The 15,973-nt window shown below is 44.2% G+C and carries 7 protein-coding genes, 2 tRNA genes and 3 rRNA genes; 1 reads left to right on the plus strand and 11 read right to left on the minus strand.

Annotated elements, in window-relative coordinates:
* Positions 1–59 precede the first annotated feature (59 nt).
* The 11 genes from OK025_RS06230 to OK025_RS06280 all read right to left on the minus strand — a co-directional run bounded on the left by OK025_RS06230 (position 60) and on the right by OK025_RS06280 (position 14,027).
* Positions 60–1,259 (minus strand): redoxin domain-containing protein, encoded by a 1,200-nt coding sequence (locus OK025_RS06230; RefSeq protein ID WP_317668735.1) that lies wholly within the window; start codon positions 1,257–1,259, stop codon positions 60–62.
* Between the two features lie 52 nt (positions 1,260–1,311).
* Positions 1,312–2,718: a RagB/SusD family nutrient uptake outer membrane protein gene (locus OK025_RS06235; RefSeq protein WP_317668736.1), complete on the minus strand. Its 1,407-nt coding sequence runs from the start codon at positions 2,716–2,718 to the stop codon at positions 1,312–1,314.
* Between the two features lie 35 nt (positions 2,719–2,753).
* The gene (locus OK025_RS06240; protein ID WP_317668737.1) at positions 2,754–6,245 is read right to left on the minus strand and encodes a TonB-dependent receptor; all 3,492 of its coding nucleotides are present in this window, start codon (positions 6,243–6,245) and stop codon (positions 2,754–2,756) included.
* Positions 6,246–6,280: 35 nt separating this feature from the next.
* Positions 6,281–7,468, minus strand: a complete 1,188-nt coding sequence (locus OK025_RS06245) for a FecR family protein (protein ID WP_317668738.1) — start codon at positions 7,466–7,468, stop codon at positions 6,281–6,283.
* 142 nt (positions 7,469–7,610) lie between these two features.
* On the minus strand, positions 7,611–8,201 hold the full coding sequence (locus OK025_RS06250) for an RNA polymerase sigma-70 factor (RefSeq protein WP_317668739.1): 591 nt from the start codon (positions 8,199–8,201) through the stop codon (positions 7,611–7,613).
* Positions 8,202–8,596: 395 nt separating this feature from the next.
* Positions 8,597–8,708: ribosomal RNA gene (gene rrf, locus OK025_RS06255) — 5S ribosomal RNA — on the minus strand.
* Between the two features lie 126 nt (positions 8,709–8,834).
* Positions 8,835–11,716: ribosomal RNA gene (locus OK025_RS06260) — 23S ribosomal RNA — on the minus strand.
* Positions 11,717–11,944: 228 nt separating this feature from the next.
* Positions 11,945–12,018 (minus strand) — tRNA-Ala (locus OK025_RS06265).
* An 11-nt stretch (positions 12,019–12,029) separates the two neighbouring features.
* Positions 12,030–12,103 (minus strand) — tRNA-Ile (locus tag OK025_RS06270).
* 120 nt (positions 12,104–12,223) lie between these two features.
* Positions 12,224–13,753: ribosomal RNA gene (locus OK025_RS06275) — 16S ribosomal RNA — on the minus strand.
* The 16S, 23S and 5S rRNA genes sit together here with 2 tRNA genes alongside, the layout of an rRNA operon.
* A gap of 112 nt (positions 13,754–13,865) precedes the next feature.
* Positions 13,866–14,027, minus strand: coding sequence for a hypothetical protein (locus OK025_RS06280; protein WP_317667786.1), 162 nt, complete (start codon positions 14,025–14,027; stop codon positions 13,866–13,868).
* A 784-nt stretch (positions 14,028–14,811) separates the two neighbouring features.
* On the opposite strand from OK025_RS06280, the gene OK025_RS06285 reads away from it, so the two are divergent.
* On the plus strand, positions 14,812–15,969 hold the full coding sequence (locus OK025_RS06285) for a 6-bladed beta-propeller (RefSeq protein WP_317668740.1): 1,158 nt from the start codon (positions 14,812–14,814) through the stop codon (positions 15,967–15,969).
* Positions 15,970–15,973: the final 4 nt, after the last annotated feature.

Consider the following 15,973-nt stretch of genomic DNA (forward strand, 5'->3'; position numbering starts at 1 on the left):
AATAGACCTACTAAAGTAACCGTGATCCCGCAGGACATCGTTACCTACAGGATATGCTGTTATTTAAGTACTTCCGCAAGCTTGGCATCCAACTGCTCGTCTGAACCGCCATTGCCCCCACCATACCGTCCGATAATAACACCTTGCGGGTCTATTAACACTTTTGTTGGTAACGAACTGACACCATACCCCTTCGTTACATCTTGGCTCAGATCAAAATTTGTTCCATCAAATTTTGCCCCACGCAAAACATGTTTCCAAATGCCAATCTCATCTTGTTCAACTGCCTTGTGCCACTTTTCAGGCTTGCTGTCATCGTCTGCAATCCCTATGATTTCAAAACCTTTACTTTTATATTGCTGATACAACTTAATAAGATGCGGATTCCCTTTGCGACAGGGCACACACCAGCTAGCCCAGAAATCCAGTAAAACATACTTACCTCTGAAATCCGACAAACTTAGGGCCTTGCCCTCGATATCTGTCGTGCTAAATACGGGAGCAGTCTTGCCAACAGCACCACTTCGGCTTTCCGCTAGTTTTTCCGAAATGTCTTTTCCAAAACGACTATTTTGCACTTCTTTGGAAAAACCAGCAAACAACTTTTCCGTTTCTTCCAACGATAGGTTGTTCATCCTGAACATCAGCAAATAAGGACTTAAAAAGGACTGTGGATGGTTTTTAATAAAGGTCATATCAATCTGGGCCGCTCTTTCATTAAAAGGTTCAAATTGATTCTTGATGCTGGCAGCCTCTTCACTAAGTAGCTTTACTTTCTTTTCTAAAGCTTCTAGTTCTCGCTCAGCACGACTATACTCCTTATTTTTCGCAGCATAAGCCTGACTAATGGGCTCCATTCCTTTTCTGATAGCTGACTTTTCGAGTTCCAGCTGCTTGTACTCAGCATCCAATTTTGATCCTCTCAGCGTATAGTTTTTTAGATTATCATCTTGAAACTCCAATTTCATTTTGGTCGGTTCCAGGTACATTTGTGTATAATCACTCTCAGCTGCGCGCTCGGGATGTGGCGATCGGGTCAAAAATACCAGGGTAGGCTCCGTCAACGTGCCTTTAAATTGAAAATGGTTTTTGAGAACTGAGGCACTATCAGTTACTTGTTTACCTTGACCATCCATATAAAAAAGGTAAAGCTTTTCGGTTGTCCCGGTTTTAAGTTCACCATCGAGAACAAAATTTTTCTGTGCCATTCCCATCATAGGAACTACCATAAGGGCGGCTATTTTTAGTATATGTTTCATTTGATTATTTCTTTATTTGTATGTTGCGCTAATTTTACAAGTCCACTAACTTTTACCACCCATACCCAGGATTTTGATCTTCAAACGTTGGATTTTTTTCATATTCTGAATAAGGTACAGGTAGGATATACTGCCATCTCTCTTTCATATTACCATTCAGTTGTTTAATCGTATCAAAAGGTAAACGTAACAAGGCCATCCAGTCCGAACCGTCCTCTGCAACGAGACTTCGCATGAGTTCTCTAAAAACTTCCGTAGTCAACTGCTCTCGCGTATTCATTGCATTTAATACTGTAAAATCCGTAATGCCAGCCTTCGATCTGACCACTTTAAGTAGGTCCCGGACTTCTGTCAAGCTGCCATTCGATTTGGCAAGAGCCTCAGCCTTCAGTAAATAAGCTTCGGTCAAACGAAATACAAACTTAGCTTCCGCTTGTCCGCCGGAATGTTTCTTAAAAACCTGACGTTTGGCTACTGTGCCAATCATCCAGTTGGCCCTTGGATCATTCTTCAAGAGGTCTAATAAAAATGGTGTTGCATTATAATTAAAATTAGCGCGGAAATAGTACTTTTCCATTTCTGCAATTTGGTTAGCAAAAGCCTTTGTACCAAGAATCACCTCTTTACTAGCCAACCCTTTTGTAGAAAAAAGGTCCTCAACATGGGCTTCAAGGGCATATGGGGATTGTTCAATGAGTTGGTTCGCCAATGTAATGACGGCAGTATAATCAGCGGGAGCTTGTCGTAACATCAGGACCCTCATTTTCAGCAGCATGGCAGCCCATTTGGTTGCATAGTAGTTTGGATTATTCTCTGGCGCATTTGCTATTGCGTAATCAATATCGTCCAGGATAAACGCGTAACTATCGGCAACATTTTTACGAACAGTAGCTATAGTCGATACCGTAACAGGTTTTGTACGTATCATGACCCCGAATTTGCTGCTGCTGTCAAAAAATTCGCCATAGTACGCTAATAACTTAAAATTGGCATAGGCTCGTAAAAACCGGGTTTCTCCAAGTATCTCCGTACGTCTGCTTCCGCTAAATTTCTCTTCACTCAATGCTTCAAGGCCCGCTATCACACCGTTGGCAGCATTCGCAAGTTTATAATTTCCGCTCCATATCGGCAGAACTTCGCCATTATCCTTTGCGGTCATCGTATGCATTTCAGGACGACTAGGACCCTGATAATTTTCAATGAGACCTGCGAACTGTGCCGGAAGTATTTCATGCGACGGTGCCCAGGTAGTCCCAGGTAGACCAGTTGTCCTGTTTTCAGTTACATTGACAAATAAATAATACACCCCATTTAATGCAATTTCTGCACTCTTTTGATCCACAATGACATTGTCGTCAACTTTTTCCTGTGTCGGTAACGCATTTAGCGTCTTGTCACAGGATGTATTCATTCCTATTAATGCTGCTAACAGGAAATATAGTAGAAAGCTCTTTTTCATTCGTTTAATTTATTTTCTTAAATCAGCTTTATGTTTTAAAAACCAAATCGTAGTCCAAAGGAAAACATCCTATTCGCTGGGTAGGCAGAAATATCGCGCCCACCACCAATGACTGACGTAGGATCATCAGAAACCTCGGGATCCATTCCCGGATAATGCGTAATTGTAAAGAGATTTGTAGCCGAGACATAGGCCGAGCCACTTCTCAACTTTAATCCATTCAGCAAAGATTTTCCAAAATTATAAGACAAGGTAATAGACTTAAGTTTGAGATAGGATGCATCGAACACATTGACATCTGCTAATGGTCTAAACTGTGCCGTACCGTAAAGCAGTCTTGGTCTTGTCGCCGTAGTATTATTCTCATTGTATCTTCCCAATACGCTCACACCTCGATTTGCCAAATTATCGGCGGAGCCATTAGCAATATCCGACTGATAGATCAAATCATTACCATAAGAAAATGTAAATAGTGTGGTCAGTCCGAAGTTTTTATAATTGAGTGTGTTGGTGATACCGCCAAAAAAATCCGGCGTTGCATTACCTATAATATCCTGTTTGTAAAAAGGTTCACCTTCCCCGATGCCATTGGGGTCTAATTTATATTTCATATCCCCCACTCCAATGTAATATTCCATGTACTCTAGGAAAGGAAAACTTTCTTTATAAGCCTTAAGCTCATCCGCAGTTCGGATCAGGCCATCGGTTACATAACCATATAACAAACCTAACGATTCGCCTTCCTTAACAATACTTGTCCCTAGATTTAATCCATCACGATCATTGGGATTCGAAAACGGTCCACCATTGATATTTAAGACCTTATTCCTATTCTTCGAAATATTGAGGGCCAAATTCCAATTGAAATCTTGTTTTCTAATCAAGTCACCCCGAATATCAAACTCTAGCCCCCGATTACGAATTTTAGCAATATTAAGCACCACATTCGAATAGGCAGAGCTAGGCGCGGTTGTAATATTGAGCAATAAACCGTCCGTAATCTTTTCATAATATCCGATGGATCCCCTTAATCTTCCTTTGAAGAACGCATAATCCAGACCGGCATCTTTCTGAGTGGTCGCCTCCCACTTAATTTTGTCATTACCCAACTGTGTCGGAATAAATGCATTTTTACCGGCATAACTTACTGGCGAGTATAAGGTTCTATAAAGATTACTTCCAATATTCTGTGTACCCGTTTTACCTGCGCTGACGCGAATTTTCAGCTCGTCTATCCAAGGGACACTTTTCAAAAATTCCTCTTCCGAAATTTTCCATGCTACAGCACCTGAAGGAAAATAGCCCGTCTGATTTGCAGGAGCAAATTTGGATGAACGATCAGAACGACCTGTGAATGTAAAGAGATAACGGTCTTTCCACGTATAATTAGCACGCAAATAGAACGATAACAACGCATTCGTTTGTGCAGGGCTACTCCCCTTAACAGCTACTGGAATCGCAGCGGAATTTAAATTGTTCAGAAAATTATCATCCGGATAACCAGCGCCGGAAGCCGAGAAAAAATTCATCTTATAATTTTCCCATGATGTCCCAATCAATGCATTCAGACGATGGTCTTCATTAAATTGTTTGTCCCAGGTTAATGTGTTTTCGATGAATGTATTGATCGATTCGGTATGAGCCTGACTTCCTGTCCCCCCGTTTGAATCCCCAGCACCATAAAAGCCACTCATCATCACATAGCTGGGTACATAATTCAATTGATTATAAGTACTATAATTGATTGAGCCCACCGAGCGCCATTTCAGCTCGGGCAAGATATCCCACTCTGCGGCTAAGGAGCCCAGCAGCATACCCGTCTTTCCCTGATTGATCCCCGAGGCCATTGCCAAAGGGTTTTGATAGCCCTGGTATGCCGCGTGCAATAAGCCAAAGTTGGAAAAAGTACCATCAGCATTGTAAGGGGACTCTGTTGGCGGTGCAAACAGCGCCTGCGTATAGGCTCCATTTGTAATATGATTTGTCGTATAGCTATAATCAACATTGGTATTCATACGAAAGCGCGGAGCAATCGTTGCATCCAAATTTATTTTACCCGACAGCCGATTAAAGTCTGTGCCAATAATTGTTCCCCGTTGATTATTATAAGCTAAGGAAGTATAATACTTTGTATTCATGCCCCCCCCACGCACCGATAAATCAGCATTCTGAAGGATCCCTTTCCGTAAAACCAAGCCTAGCCAATCCGTATTGTTATTTCCGAAAAACTTAGGATCGTTTTCAATGGCTGTAGGTGTCGCGCTCGGCGGAAGCCCCATATTACTCCTTGCTATATTGAGATTATGGGCTGCCTCCTTCATAATCATCTTGTATTGATCTGCATTGAGTATCTTTTCCTTAAAAGGAGAAGTAAGCCCCGTATAATAATTAAAGTCCAAAATTGGTTTACTCTCTGCAAGGCCTCTTTTTGTGGTAATAATAACTACGCCATTCGCTGCCTTGGACCCATAGATGGCGGTCGCGGAAGCATCTTTAAGAATATCTATGCTTTCGATATCATTGATATTTAAGCCTGCCAAGCTATTGAGCCCCCTGTTAAAAGATCCCGATACCATACTGCCCATATCATCGCCGTAATAACTTTCCATCGGATTAACAACTTCTGCACTGCTCGACACATAGCGATTTTGCACATTGACAGGTATGCCATCAATAATATACAGGGGTTCATTTGTGCCCAACAGTGAGGCACCCCCGCGGATTCTGATGCGTGCTACAGCACCGGGCGAGCCATCCGATTGTACCACCTGTACCCCAGCAGCCTTACCAGACAAAGCCTGATCAATACTCGTAAAGGGTACATTCTTTATTTCCGAAGGATTTACAGAAGCTACAGAACCTGTTAAATCACTACGTTTTGTTGTACCATACCCTACGACGACGACATCATTAATCACGTTATCCGCGACCGTCATTCTAATTAATACATTTCCTGCTTCAACCTTTTGTTCGACAGTACGGTATCCTATACTAGTAGCGATCAGTATATCCCCTTTTTTTGCTGCAATCCGAAACTCACCCTGCGACCCACTACTGGTCTGTATAGTCGCCTTTTCTTTTACACGAATTGTAGCACCCGCCAGCGGTTTACCATTTGCATCGACAACGATACCACTTACACTTTGCTGCTGCGCAGCTGTTGGCTTTTTGGCTACCACGACAATCGACTTTCCTTCCATCAGGTAGTCGAGGTTCTGCCCTTCAAAAATTGTGTTGAGGGCTTCCTTTATCGTTGCTTTGTTGAGATCCACCTCAACAGATCCAGCCTTTTTGGCAAGTTCTCCCGTCAGGATATAGTCGTATCCAGTCTGCTTTTTAACCTCTTCTAAGATCTGCGATAGCTTACCTTGCCGATGTAGCGTAATAGACTGTCCGCTGGCCAAGCTAATTCCAGGAAAAAAAGATGGAACGATAAGGTACATTGCAAGTGCGCCCTTTCTGAGCATTCGCCCAACAGGGGGGCTTAATGGACTTTCAGTCCATAAATTAGGTAACTGTTCTTTCATAGTTAGTTAGGTATAATGAGATTAGGTACTTACGTCTATTCGACAATCAGCGTTTTCTCTCCTTGACTGCTCATGGTAACGCGAAATGTGATATTTGAAGTTTTTTTCAAGAGTTCCAAAACATCGGCAAGACTATTTTTACGCGAGACGCTACCGTAGAATGTGACATCGGGATAGCTCTTTTCATATTTTATATCCACATTGTACCAGCGCGAGACCTTATCGAGCACGCTCTTCAAGGATTCGTTCTCAAAGACAAAATCGCCATGGATCCAGTCGAGTTGAATTGTATTGTCGAAAGGTTCGACATCGACATCCTTTTTATTGCTATCCCAAATAGCCTGATATCCTGGCTTCAATTTGACGGTCCGATTCTCACGCTGATACTTTACCACAACACTGCCTTCCACAAGCGCTGTTTTGGTCAGCATTTCTCCAGCATAAGCCTGTATATTGAAAATAGTGCCCAATACCTCCACATCCTGCTCAACGGTATGGACGATAAATCGTTTCTTATGCCCATTTTCCATCAATTTAGATACATGAAAAAGCCCCTCTCCGATCAACTCTACCCGACGGATTTCCTGACTGGCCAAATCCTGTGAGAAACGTAACGTGGAACCCGCATTTAGGGTAACTTCTGTACCATCCGGCAATTTTAGGTTAATTGTACCACCTTTAGGCGTTTCGATCTGATTGATGACCGCTTGATTCAAATTGCTGTTAGCCGCCACATACTCCACCCGGCCATCCCGGTTTTTTATCACATTACAATTACCAACCCGTAACATCGTTCCTGGTTTCATTCGATCAAGATCGACTATTTGACCATCAGCAAGACGGATCAATGCCTGATCTCTTGCGGGCATTACTGTTTCTGCAGCTATCTGATGTTGGCCTTCGGCTTCGATCTTCCCATACCAATGGTATACAGCCAATCCAGCTAAAAAGAAAACCAATAAACTTGCAGCAATCCAATAATGAACTATACGACTTCTGATCGTTAACAAACTCCGGTGTGCAGCACCAATTCCAAGTTCCTCGTGGATGCTACCGAGCAATTTATCCCGAATATCTGCTTGATGATATTGTGGATTTTCCTGGAAAAACGCCTTATCTTCCGATTGTGCGTACCAATGGTCCAATTCATGCTGCTCTAAAGCATTTAGATTCCCTGAGAGAAACTTCTCAAAAAGCTCTTTTAATCGTTGATAGTTGTACATTTGGTTAGCCTGTTTATAGATAAGTCGTACGAAAGAGGCCAAGGTTCTATTCAAAAAGTATTTTTTTTGAATATTTCTTTTAAAAACCTGCAATTGACTGCTAAAAGAACTTAGACGATAGATGTATTGAGGAGATCGACGCTTATTTGGAGATAAAAATCGTGGCCAACAGACAAAATAGAAAGTCTGTTTTCATCTCTTTTCGTAAGATAAACAATGCTTTATGGATGTGTTTCTTGACAGTGCTTTCGGAGATATTCAATTGCTGCGCAATCTCTTGGTGAGACTGATGTTCAAAGCGGCTCAAATGGAATACTTCCTTACATTTTTCAGGCAAAGTATTGATTATACGAACCAACTTTTCATTTGTTTCCTTAATTTCTAATAAGGCGTCGGGAGAAGGGACATCTTGACTTGTAAAAGACTGCCAGGTATCCATTTTTTCCGTCTGACGCATCATCTTCCGGTAACGGTCAATGACTTTATATTTTAGGGCGGCAAGAAGATATCCTTCCAAAGTCGTACGCACTTGAACACTCTCCCTGTTTCGATATAGATCCACAAATAACTGTTGTACCAGCTCCTGCGCCTCATCAGCATCTCCCAGCTTACTATACGCTGCATCCAGTAATCTATTCCAATAGCGATGATAGAGACAATCGAATGCGTGTCGGCTATTATCTTTCATTGCCAACAATAAGTCTTGATCACTTTGTCCCTCTTTGTTTTTCACGGTATGTTTCTCTATTAAAAACAAATGAACATAATTTTATATAATACTCCAAATGCGAATACAATTTGGGCATATCTTTTAAAAAATATAGCACTAAAAAATAGAATTATTTACGTAGCGTACTGAGACTAATTCATGTTATCGCCACTGTAAGGGAAGAGTTCATATAAGCTAAGGGCCTAAAAATATGAAAAAGGGATATGCTCGTATCGGATAAGCAGTGATGGGCAGTTACGGAAATGCTACCGATGGACCGGGCTCACCGACGGTCCTGTGCTGCGATAAACAATATATAGAGGATATGCAGTGATGGTCAGTGGCGGAAGTGTTATGGCCATGGAAGTATCCAAACGAAAGAAGCCCTTGACTGTTTCCAGCAAGGGCTTCCGTGTAAAAAAAGGCACCGACCTACTCTCCCACCTGTTACGGCAATACCATCGGCTCTGGCGGGCTTGACTGCTCTGTTCGGAATGGGAAGAGGTAGACACCGCCGATATAGGCACCTAAAAATCTTTATTGGATGATCTATGACATTCATATCATGTGATTCATGCCAACTGACATATGTATTGAAAGAGGTTCGTTTCCTGTCTGTTTCAAAAATTAAAGAGGAAGACAACAGTGTCTGTCTGCTTGAGAAAGCTTCGGGCTATTAGTACCACTTGGCTTTGGTCTCTCAACCTTTACACCTATGGCCTATCAACGTAGTCATCTTCTACGACCCTATAAGGAAGTCTCATCTCGTGGCTAGTTTCGCACTTAGATGCTTTCAGCGCTTATCTATTCCAGACGTAGCTACCCTGCCGTACACCTGGCGGCATAACAGGTTCACCAGAGGTCTGTCCAACCCGGTCCTCTCGTACTAAGGTCAGATCCACTCAAACTTCCAACGCCCACAACAGATAGGGACCGAACTGTCTCGCGACGTTCTGAACCCAGCTCGCGTGCCACTTTAATGGGCGAACAGCCCAACCCTTGGGACCTTCTCCAGCCCCAGGATGTGACGAGCCGACATCGAGGTGCCAAACCTCCCCGTCGATATGAGCTCTTGGGGGAGATCAGCCTGTTATCCCCAGCGTACCTTTTATCCTTTGAGCGATGGCCCTTCCATACAGAACCACCGGATCACTATGTCCGTCTTTCGACCCTGTTCGACTTGTCGGTCTCACAGTCAAGCAAGCTTATGCCATTGCACTCCACGTACGGTTACCAAGCGTACTGAGCTTACCTTTGAAAGCCTCCGTTACCTTTTTGGAGGCGACCACCCCAGTCAAACTACCCACCAAACAATGTCCTCCCCATAAGGGAGTTAGAAACCGAATACAGAAAGGGCGGTATTTCAAGGTTGATTCCATGACTCCTGGCGAAGCCACTTCAACATCTCCCGCCTATCCTACACATCCTGTACCCAATCTCAATGTTAAGCTATAGTGAAGGTGCATGGGGTCTTTCCGTCCCGTTGCGGGTAATCGGCGTCTTCACCGATACCACAATTTCACCGAGCTCATGGCTGAGACAGCGCCCAGATCGTTACACCATTCGTGCAGGTCGGAACTTACCCGACAAGGAATTTCGCTACCTTAGGACCGTTATAGTTACGGCCGCCGTTTACTGGGGCTTCGATTCAATGCTTCTCTTGCGATGACATCCCCTCTTAACCTTCCAGCACCGGGCAGGTGTCAGGCCTTATACTTCATCTTGCGATTTTGCAAAGCCATATGTTTTTGTTAAACAGTCGCCTGGGCCTTTTCACTGCGGCTGCTCTTACGAGACAGCGCCCCTTCTCCCGAAGTTACAGGGCCATTTTGCCGAGTTCCTTAGCCATGACTCACTCGAGCACCTTAGGATTCTCTCCTCGACCACCTGTGTCGGTTTGCGGTACGGGTCTTCATAACCTGAAGCTTAGCGGGTTTTCTTGGAAGTCTGTTTACCTGCTCTATCAGCGCCACCGGAGCTTTGCTGTACTATTGGGTTTCAGCAGGGTCGGCGGATTTGCCTACCGTCCCTATACCTACGCCTTTCAACGAACTATTCCGTCAGTTCGCGGCAGTGTCACTACTCCGTCACCACATCGCAGTTATGAAGAGTACTGGAATATTAACCAGTTGTCCATCGGCTTGCCCCCTTCGGGTGCGCCTTAGGTCCCGACTGACCCTGATCCGATTAACGTTGATCAGGAAACCTTGGTCTTTCGGTGGGCGGGTTTCTCACCCGCCTTATCGTTACTTATGCCTACATTTGCTTTTCCATAACCTCCACAGTTCATTGCCAAACTGCTTCTCCGGCGATGGAATGCTCCCCTACCAGATGTACATCTTTCAGTACAAATCCATAGCTTCGGTACCGTTCTTGATGCCCGTTTATTATCCACGCCCGGCCGCTCGACTAGTGAGCTGTTACGCACTCTTTAAATGAATGGCTGCTTCCAAGCCAACATCCTAGCTGTCTGGGCAACCGGACCTCGTTAGTTCAACTTAGAACGAATTTGGGGACCTTAGCTGATGGTCTGGGTTCTTTCCCTCTCGGCCTTGGACCTTAGCACCCAAAGCCTCACTGCCGGCTATATTTGATAGCATTCGGAGTTCGTCTGGATTTGGTAGGATTTGACTCCCCCGCACCCAATCGGTAGCTCTACCTCTATCAAACTCTACGCCGACGCTGTTCCTAAAAACATTTCGGGGAGTACGAGCTATTTCCCAGTTTGATTGGCCTTTCACCCCTACCCTCAGGTCATCCGGAAACTTTTCAACGTTTATCGGTTCGGTCCTCCATTACATGTTACTGCAACTTCAACCTGCCCAAGGGTAGATCACAAGGTTTCGCGTCTACCTCATCTGACTATGCGCCCTATTAAGACTCGCTTTCGCTTCGGCTGCGTCCCTGAAGGACTTAACCTTGCCAGACAAGAGTAACTCGTAGGCTCATTATGCAAAAGGCACGCTGTCACAGGACCTGCCTGCTCCAACCGCTTGTAAGCACACGGTTTCAGGTTCTTTTCACTCCCCTGTTCGGGGTTCTTTTCACCTTTCCCTCACGGTACTGGTTCACTATCGGTCTCTCAGGAGTATTTAGCCTTACCAGATGGTGCTGGTGGATTCCCACAGGATTTCTCCGGTCCCGCGGTACTCAGGATACCACTATGTCAACATTCTTTACCTGTACGGGGCTCTCACCCTTGTCGCGCAGTTTCCCACCTGCTTCCAGTTCATAGCGCTGTACAATGTCGTGGTCCTACAACCCCGGTCATGCCGTAACATGACCGGTTTGGGCTCTTTCCCGTTCGCTCGCCACTACTTGGGAAATCATTGTTATTTTCTTCTCCTACGCCTACTTAGATGTTTCAGTTCAGCGCGTTCGCGTTTTATACGACTATTCTTCAAATAGTCAGGTTGCCCCATTCGGAAATCTCTGGATCAAGTCGCATTTGCCAATCCCCAAAGCTTATCGCAGCTTATCACGTCCTTCTTCGCCTCTGAGAGCCTAGGCATCCCCCGTGTGCCCTTATTTACTTTCTTCACCGGCATAGCCTTTTGCTACTATGCGGCTGCTTTTGATATATATACCCGTATGCTACGTAAAGATTCGTTCGGCATTCACCGAGGGTCTCCTCTCTACATCGAACACATACACGTATTGTCTCTATACTGTTGTCTTCTCTTGTAATTTTTTTTCTCTTTCAATATGTCAAAGAACTCTTTTTCCGGTATAGATGAAGTATATCGCTATATACTTCCCCGGAGATGTGGAGAATAACGGATTCGAACCGTTGACCCCCTGCGTGCAAGGCAGGTGCTCTAGCCAGCTGAGCTAATTCCCCAAACGTTTTCGTAGTCCCGAGCAGATTTGAACTGCTGACCCCTACATTATCAGTGTAGTGCTCTAACCAACTGAGCTACGGGACTAGCTTATCTTGTTCATCTCTTTCTCTCGGTCCTGCTCCCTTAGGGGCGGGCACTTTCTTCTGATGTTTTTTCTTCTGCAATCATATGTAACGCGACGAGCACCGATCTTCGATACTCTAGAAAGGAGGTATTCCAGCCGCACCTTCCGGTACGGCTACCTTGTTACGACTTAGCCCCAATTATCGGTTTTACCCTAACACGCTCCTTGCGGTAACATGCTTTAGGTACCCCCAACTTTCATGGCTTGACGGGCGGTGTGTACAAGGCCCGGGAACGTATTCACCGCGTCATTGCTGATACGCGATTACTAGCGAATCCAACTTCATGGGGTCGAGTTGCAGACCCCAATCCGAACTGTGAATGGCTTTTAGAGATTAGCATCATATTGCTATGTAGCTGCCCGCTGTACCATCCATTGTAGCACGTGTGTAGCCCCGGACGTAAGGGCCATGATGACTTGACGTCGTCCCCACCTTCCTCTCTGTTTGCACAGGCAGTCTGTTTAGAGTCCCCACCACTACATGCTGGCAACTAAACATAGGGGTTGCGCTCGTTGCGGGACTTAACCCAACACCTCACGGCACGAGCTGACGACAGCCATGCAGCACCTAGTTTCGTGTCCCGAAGGACGAGTGCGTCTCTGCACTCTTCACTAACTTTCAAGCCCGGGTAAGGTTCCTCGCGTATCATCGAATTAAACCACATGCTCCTCCGCTTGTGCGGGCCCCCGTCAATTCCTTTGAGTTTCACCCTTGCGGGCGTACTCCCCAGGTGGATAACTTAACGCTTTCGCTTGGACGCTGGCTGTCTATCGCCAACATCGAGTTATCATCGTTTAGGGCGTGGACTACCAGGGTATCTAATCCTGTTCGATCCCCACGCTTTCGTGCATCAGCGTCAATACCAGCTTAGTGAGCTGCCTTCGCAATCGGAGTTCTAAGACATATCTATGCATTTCACCGCTACTTGTCTTATTCCGCCCACTTCAAATGGATTCAAGCCCATCAGTATCAAAGGCACTGCGATGGTTGAGCCACCGTATTTCACCCCTGACTTAATAGGCCGCCTACGCACCCTTTAAACCCAATAAATCCGGATAACGCTCGGATCCTCCGTATTACCGCGGCTGCTGGCACGGAGTTAGCCGATCCTTATTCTTCCAGTACATTCAGCTAGATACACGTATCTAGGTTTATTCCTGGACAAAAGCAGTTTACAACCCATAGGGCAGTCATCCTGCACGCGGCATGGCTGGTTCAGGCTTCCGCCCATTGACCAATATTCCTTACTGCTGCCTCCCGTAGGAGTCTGGTCCGTGTCTCAGTACCAGTGTGGGGGATTCTCCTCTCAGAGCCCCTAGACATCGTCGCCTTGGTAAGCCGTTACCCTACCAACTAGCTAATGTCACGCGAGCCCATCTCTATCCTATAAATATTTAATCAACTGAACATGCGAACTGTTGATGTTATGCGGTGTTAATCTCTCTTTCGAGAGGCTATCCCCCTGATAGAGGTAGGTTGCTCACGCGTTACGCACCCGTGCGCCACTCTCACCATCTTCGAGCAAGCTCTCCGATGGATCCCGTCCGACTTGCATGTATTAGGCCTGCCGCTAGCGTTCATCCTGAGCCAGGATCAAACTCTCCATTGTAAAATGAAGTTTTTGATTCCAACTATTTATAATAATCAGAATTCTTTTTTATATCTCTGATCTTGGATCGAATTGAACGAATTACTTGAATTTGTTCATGACTTTCGTTTGTCTACTCGTCACGCTTACATGATTGTGTTTTCTTAAAGAACTCTGTCGCTTCAACTTCCGTATCCGCTTTATTCCGATGGGCATTGCGCCACTCTTTATCGTTTTGTTTTTCCCTTCGTTTCCGTTGGGACTGCAAAGGTAGAAATCTTTTCTGAACTTCCAAAAACTTTTTGAAGTTTTTTTTCTTTCCTCTTTTTTCGATTTCCGCGTTTAAAATAAACTGAACGGGATTTTAGATCCTGCCAGACTTCTCTTAAACCCTTCTTTTTTCATGGTTCCCTCTTTCGTGGTAACCGTCCCTCCCTTGCGGAGTGGTGCAAAGATAGGGAGTTTAGGAACAAACTTCCAAGCCTTTTGTTCTTATTTATTTCATTTTGTTCTTAACTGCCTGTAACGGTGCGAGATTCTTTTTGTAAAACAGGTGATCGGAGGGCTGGAATGGCTGATCCGGCCGCCAGATTGGGCCTTCGGAGAACCTCAGGTCATCCTATAGCGTATGGAGGCAGGCTTCGCACTGGATCCATTATCCTTTTCGTTCAATTTTTGTTAATAATTAGCAGGGGTATTACAGGGGAATAACAGGGGGTTAGCAGGGGGTTAGCAGGGGTACAACCCCTATTAACCCCCTGTTAAATCGGTGCTATACTGCTGTTAATTACAAATCAGGATACGATCAAAATAGATGCATTCCGGTCGCAGGGTCTAGTTAAGCCCTAACGAAGTCTATTTAAGGCCAACTCAGGATGGAATCAAGACCTAACCACCACCAAACCGTTTTTGAGCTACCGTCCTAGAAATAACAAAGAATAGCCGAAAGACGCTGGGTAATCAGATTCTCAAAGAATATGATCTCTTTTTGTTTTTACACAATCGATTGATTTCCTCAACACTATTTTTTATAATCAATTAATTACTTATTTTAACCTGACCAATAAACTTAAAGAAATATGAGGGCCATCATTCTCTTATTAGCCATGCTGTCGATTTTGAGCAAAATAGACGTTAAAGGCCAAAATCTTATTTATGCAAAAGATATTCCAACTGAAAAGCTTAGGATAATCCCCGAAACAACGCAAGGTGGCACAGTTTCCGAGCTGTTAACTGACCTTGAATATATTCCACTAAAAGGAACCAAGAATCAGCTCCTAAGCGAGGTCGTTGAAATGAACTGCAACGCAGATCGCATAGGAATATTAAATTCAAAAGGTGAATTTTACCTCTATGATATCCGCGGCAATCTGTTGAAAATTATAAATAGTGTAATCGGTCAAAAAGAAGAAAAAGAAAAATGGGCTATGCTCTTCCACAATATTCAATTTAATGAACATGGATTTGAGCTATCACATGCGTACATCAAGGCTCGCTATGACCTCAATGGAAATTTTATTGATACCATCAGTAACAGCAACAACAAGTGGGACTATGCGACACAAATCGCTACTAAAAAGTGGACATATTATTCCCCAGACTTAGGTGATCCCAAAATTAAAACAACCGACGCGCTAAAACTCGGAGACAGCGTTATTGTAAAATATGAAAAACTGGACTCCGTACTGATCTCTTATGGCATACATCAGCCTTTAAGTCCAAACATCAATAATAAAGCCTATGCAAGCTTTGATTATACAACCAAATTATTCGAACTGGATAGCAGCGGAGTTTCCAAAATCTACCAATTTGTCTTTCCATTAAAGAATACAGTCAACCTAGATGAACTCCGAAAAGTAAAAGATTATACAAATTACATGCATTATTACAATGCGCATCGCGAGGAAATCCGGACATTGGACAAAGTTGTTAATTATAAAAACTACCTCATCATGGAACTCAAAAAATCAGATAGTTTTTGGATTGCCCTAAATCCGACCAATAAAAACATAATCGGACTAACAAATATTCTCCCCGACAAAAGCAACGACTACCTCAAATTTATGAGCGAATATCTCCTAAGTAGCAATGGCGAATACCTCTTCTCGTTCCTTTCACCAAGTGACATCCGTATTGCCATCAGTAAATCAAAGGAAGAATTCCATCCCATCAGCGAACGGCTCAAAGCCCTGGAAAAATCCAACAACCCTGTGTTTGTCCTATTCAAACTTAAATAAGATC

The sequence above is a fragment of the Sphingobacterium sp. UGAL515B_05 genome (assembly GCF_033097525.1).
Taxonomy (GTDB): Bacteria; Bacteroidota; Bacteroidia; order Sphingobacteriales; family Sphingobacteriaceae; genus Sphingobacterium.

What these genes read in the sequence shown, in the direction of transcription:
- OK025_RS06230 (WP_317668735.1), bottom strand. Translation starts at nt 1,259, where the DNA reads ATGAAACATATACTAAAAATAGCCGCCCTTATGGTAGTTCCTATGATG.
- OK025_RS06235 (WP_317668736.1), bottom strand. Translation starts at nt 2,718, where the DNA reads ATGAAAAAGAGCTTTCTACTATATTTCCTGTTAGCAGCATTAATAGGA.
- OK025_RS06240 (WP_317668737.1), bottom strand. Translation starts at nt 6,245, where the DNA reads ATGAAAGAACAGTTACCTAATTTATGGACTGAAAGTCCATTAAGCCCC.
- OK025_RS06245 (WP_317668738.1), bottom strand. Translation starts at nt 7,468, where the DNA reads ATGTACAACTATCAACGATTAAAAGAGCTTTTTGAGAAGTTTCTCTCA.
- OK025_RS06285 (WP_317668740.1), top strand. Translation starts at nt 14,812, where the DNA reads ATGAGGGCCATCATTCTCTTATTAGCCATGCTGTCGATTTTGAGCAAA.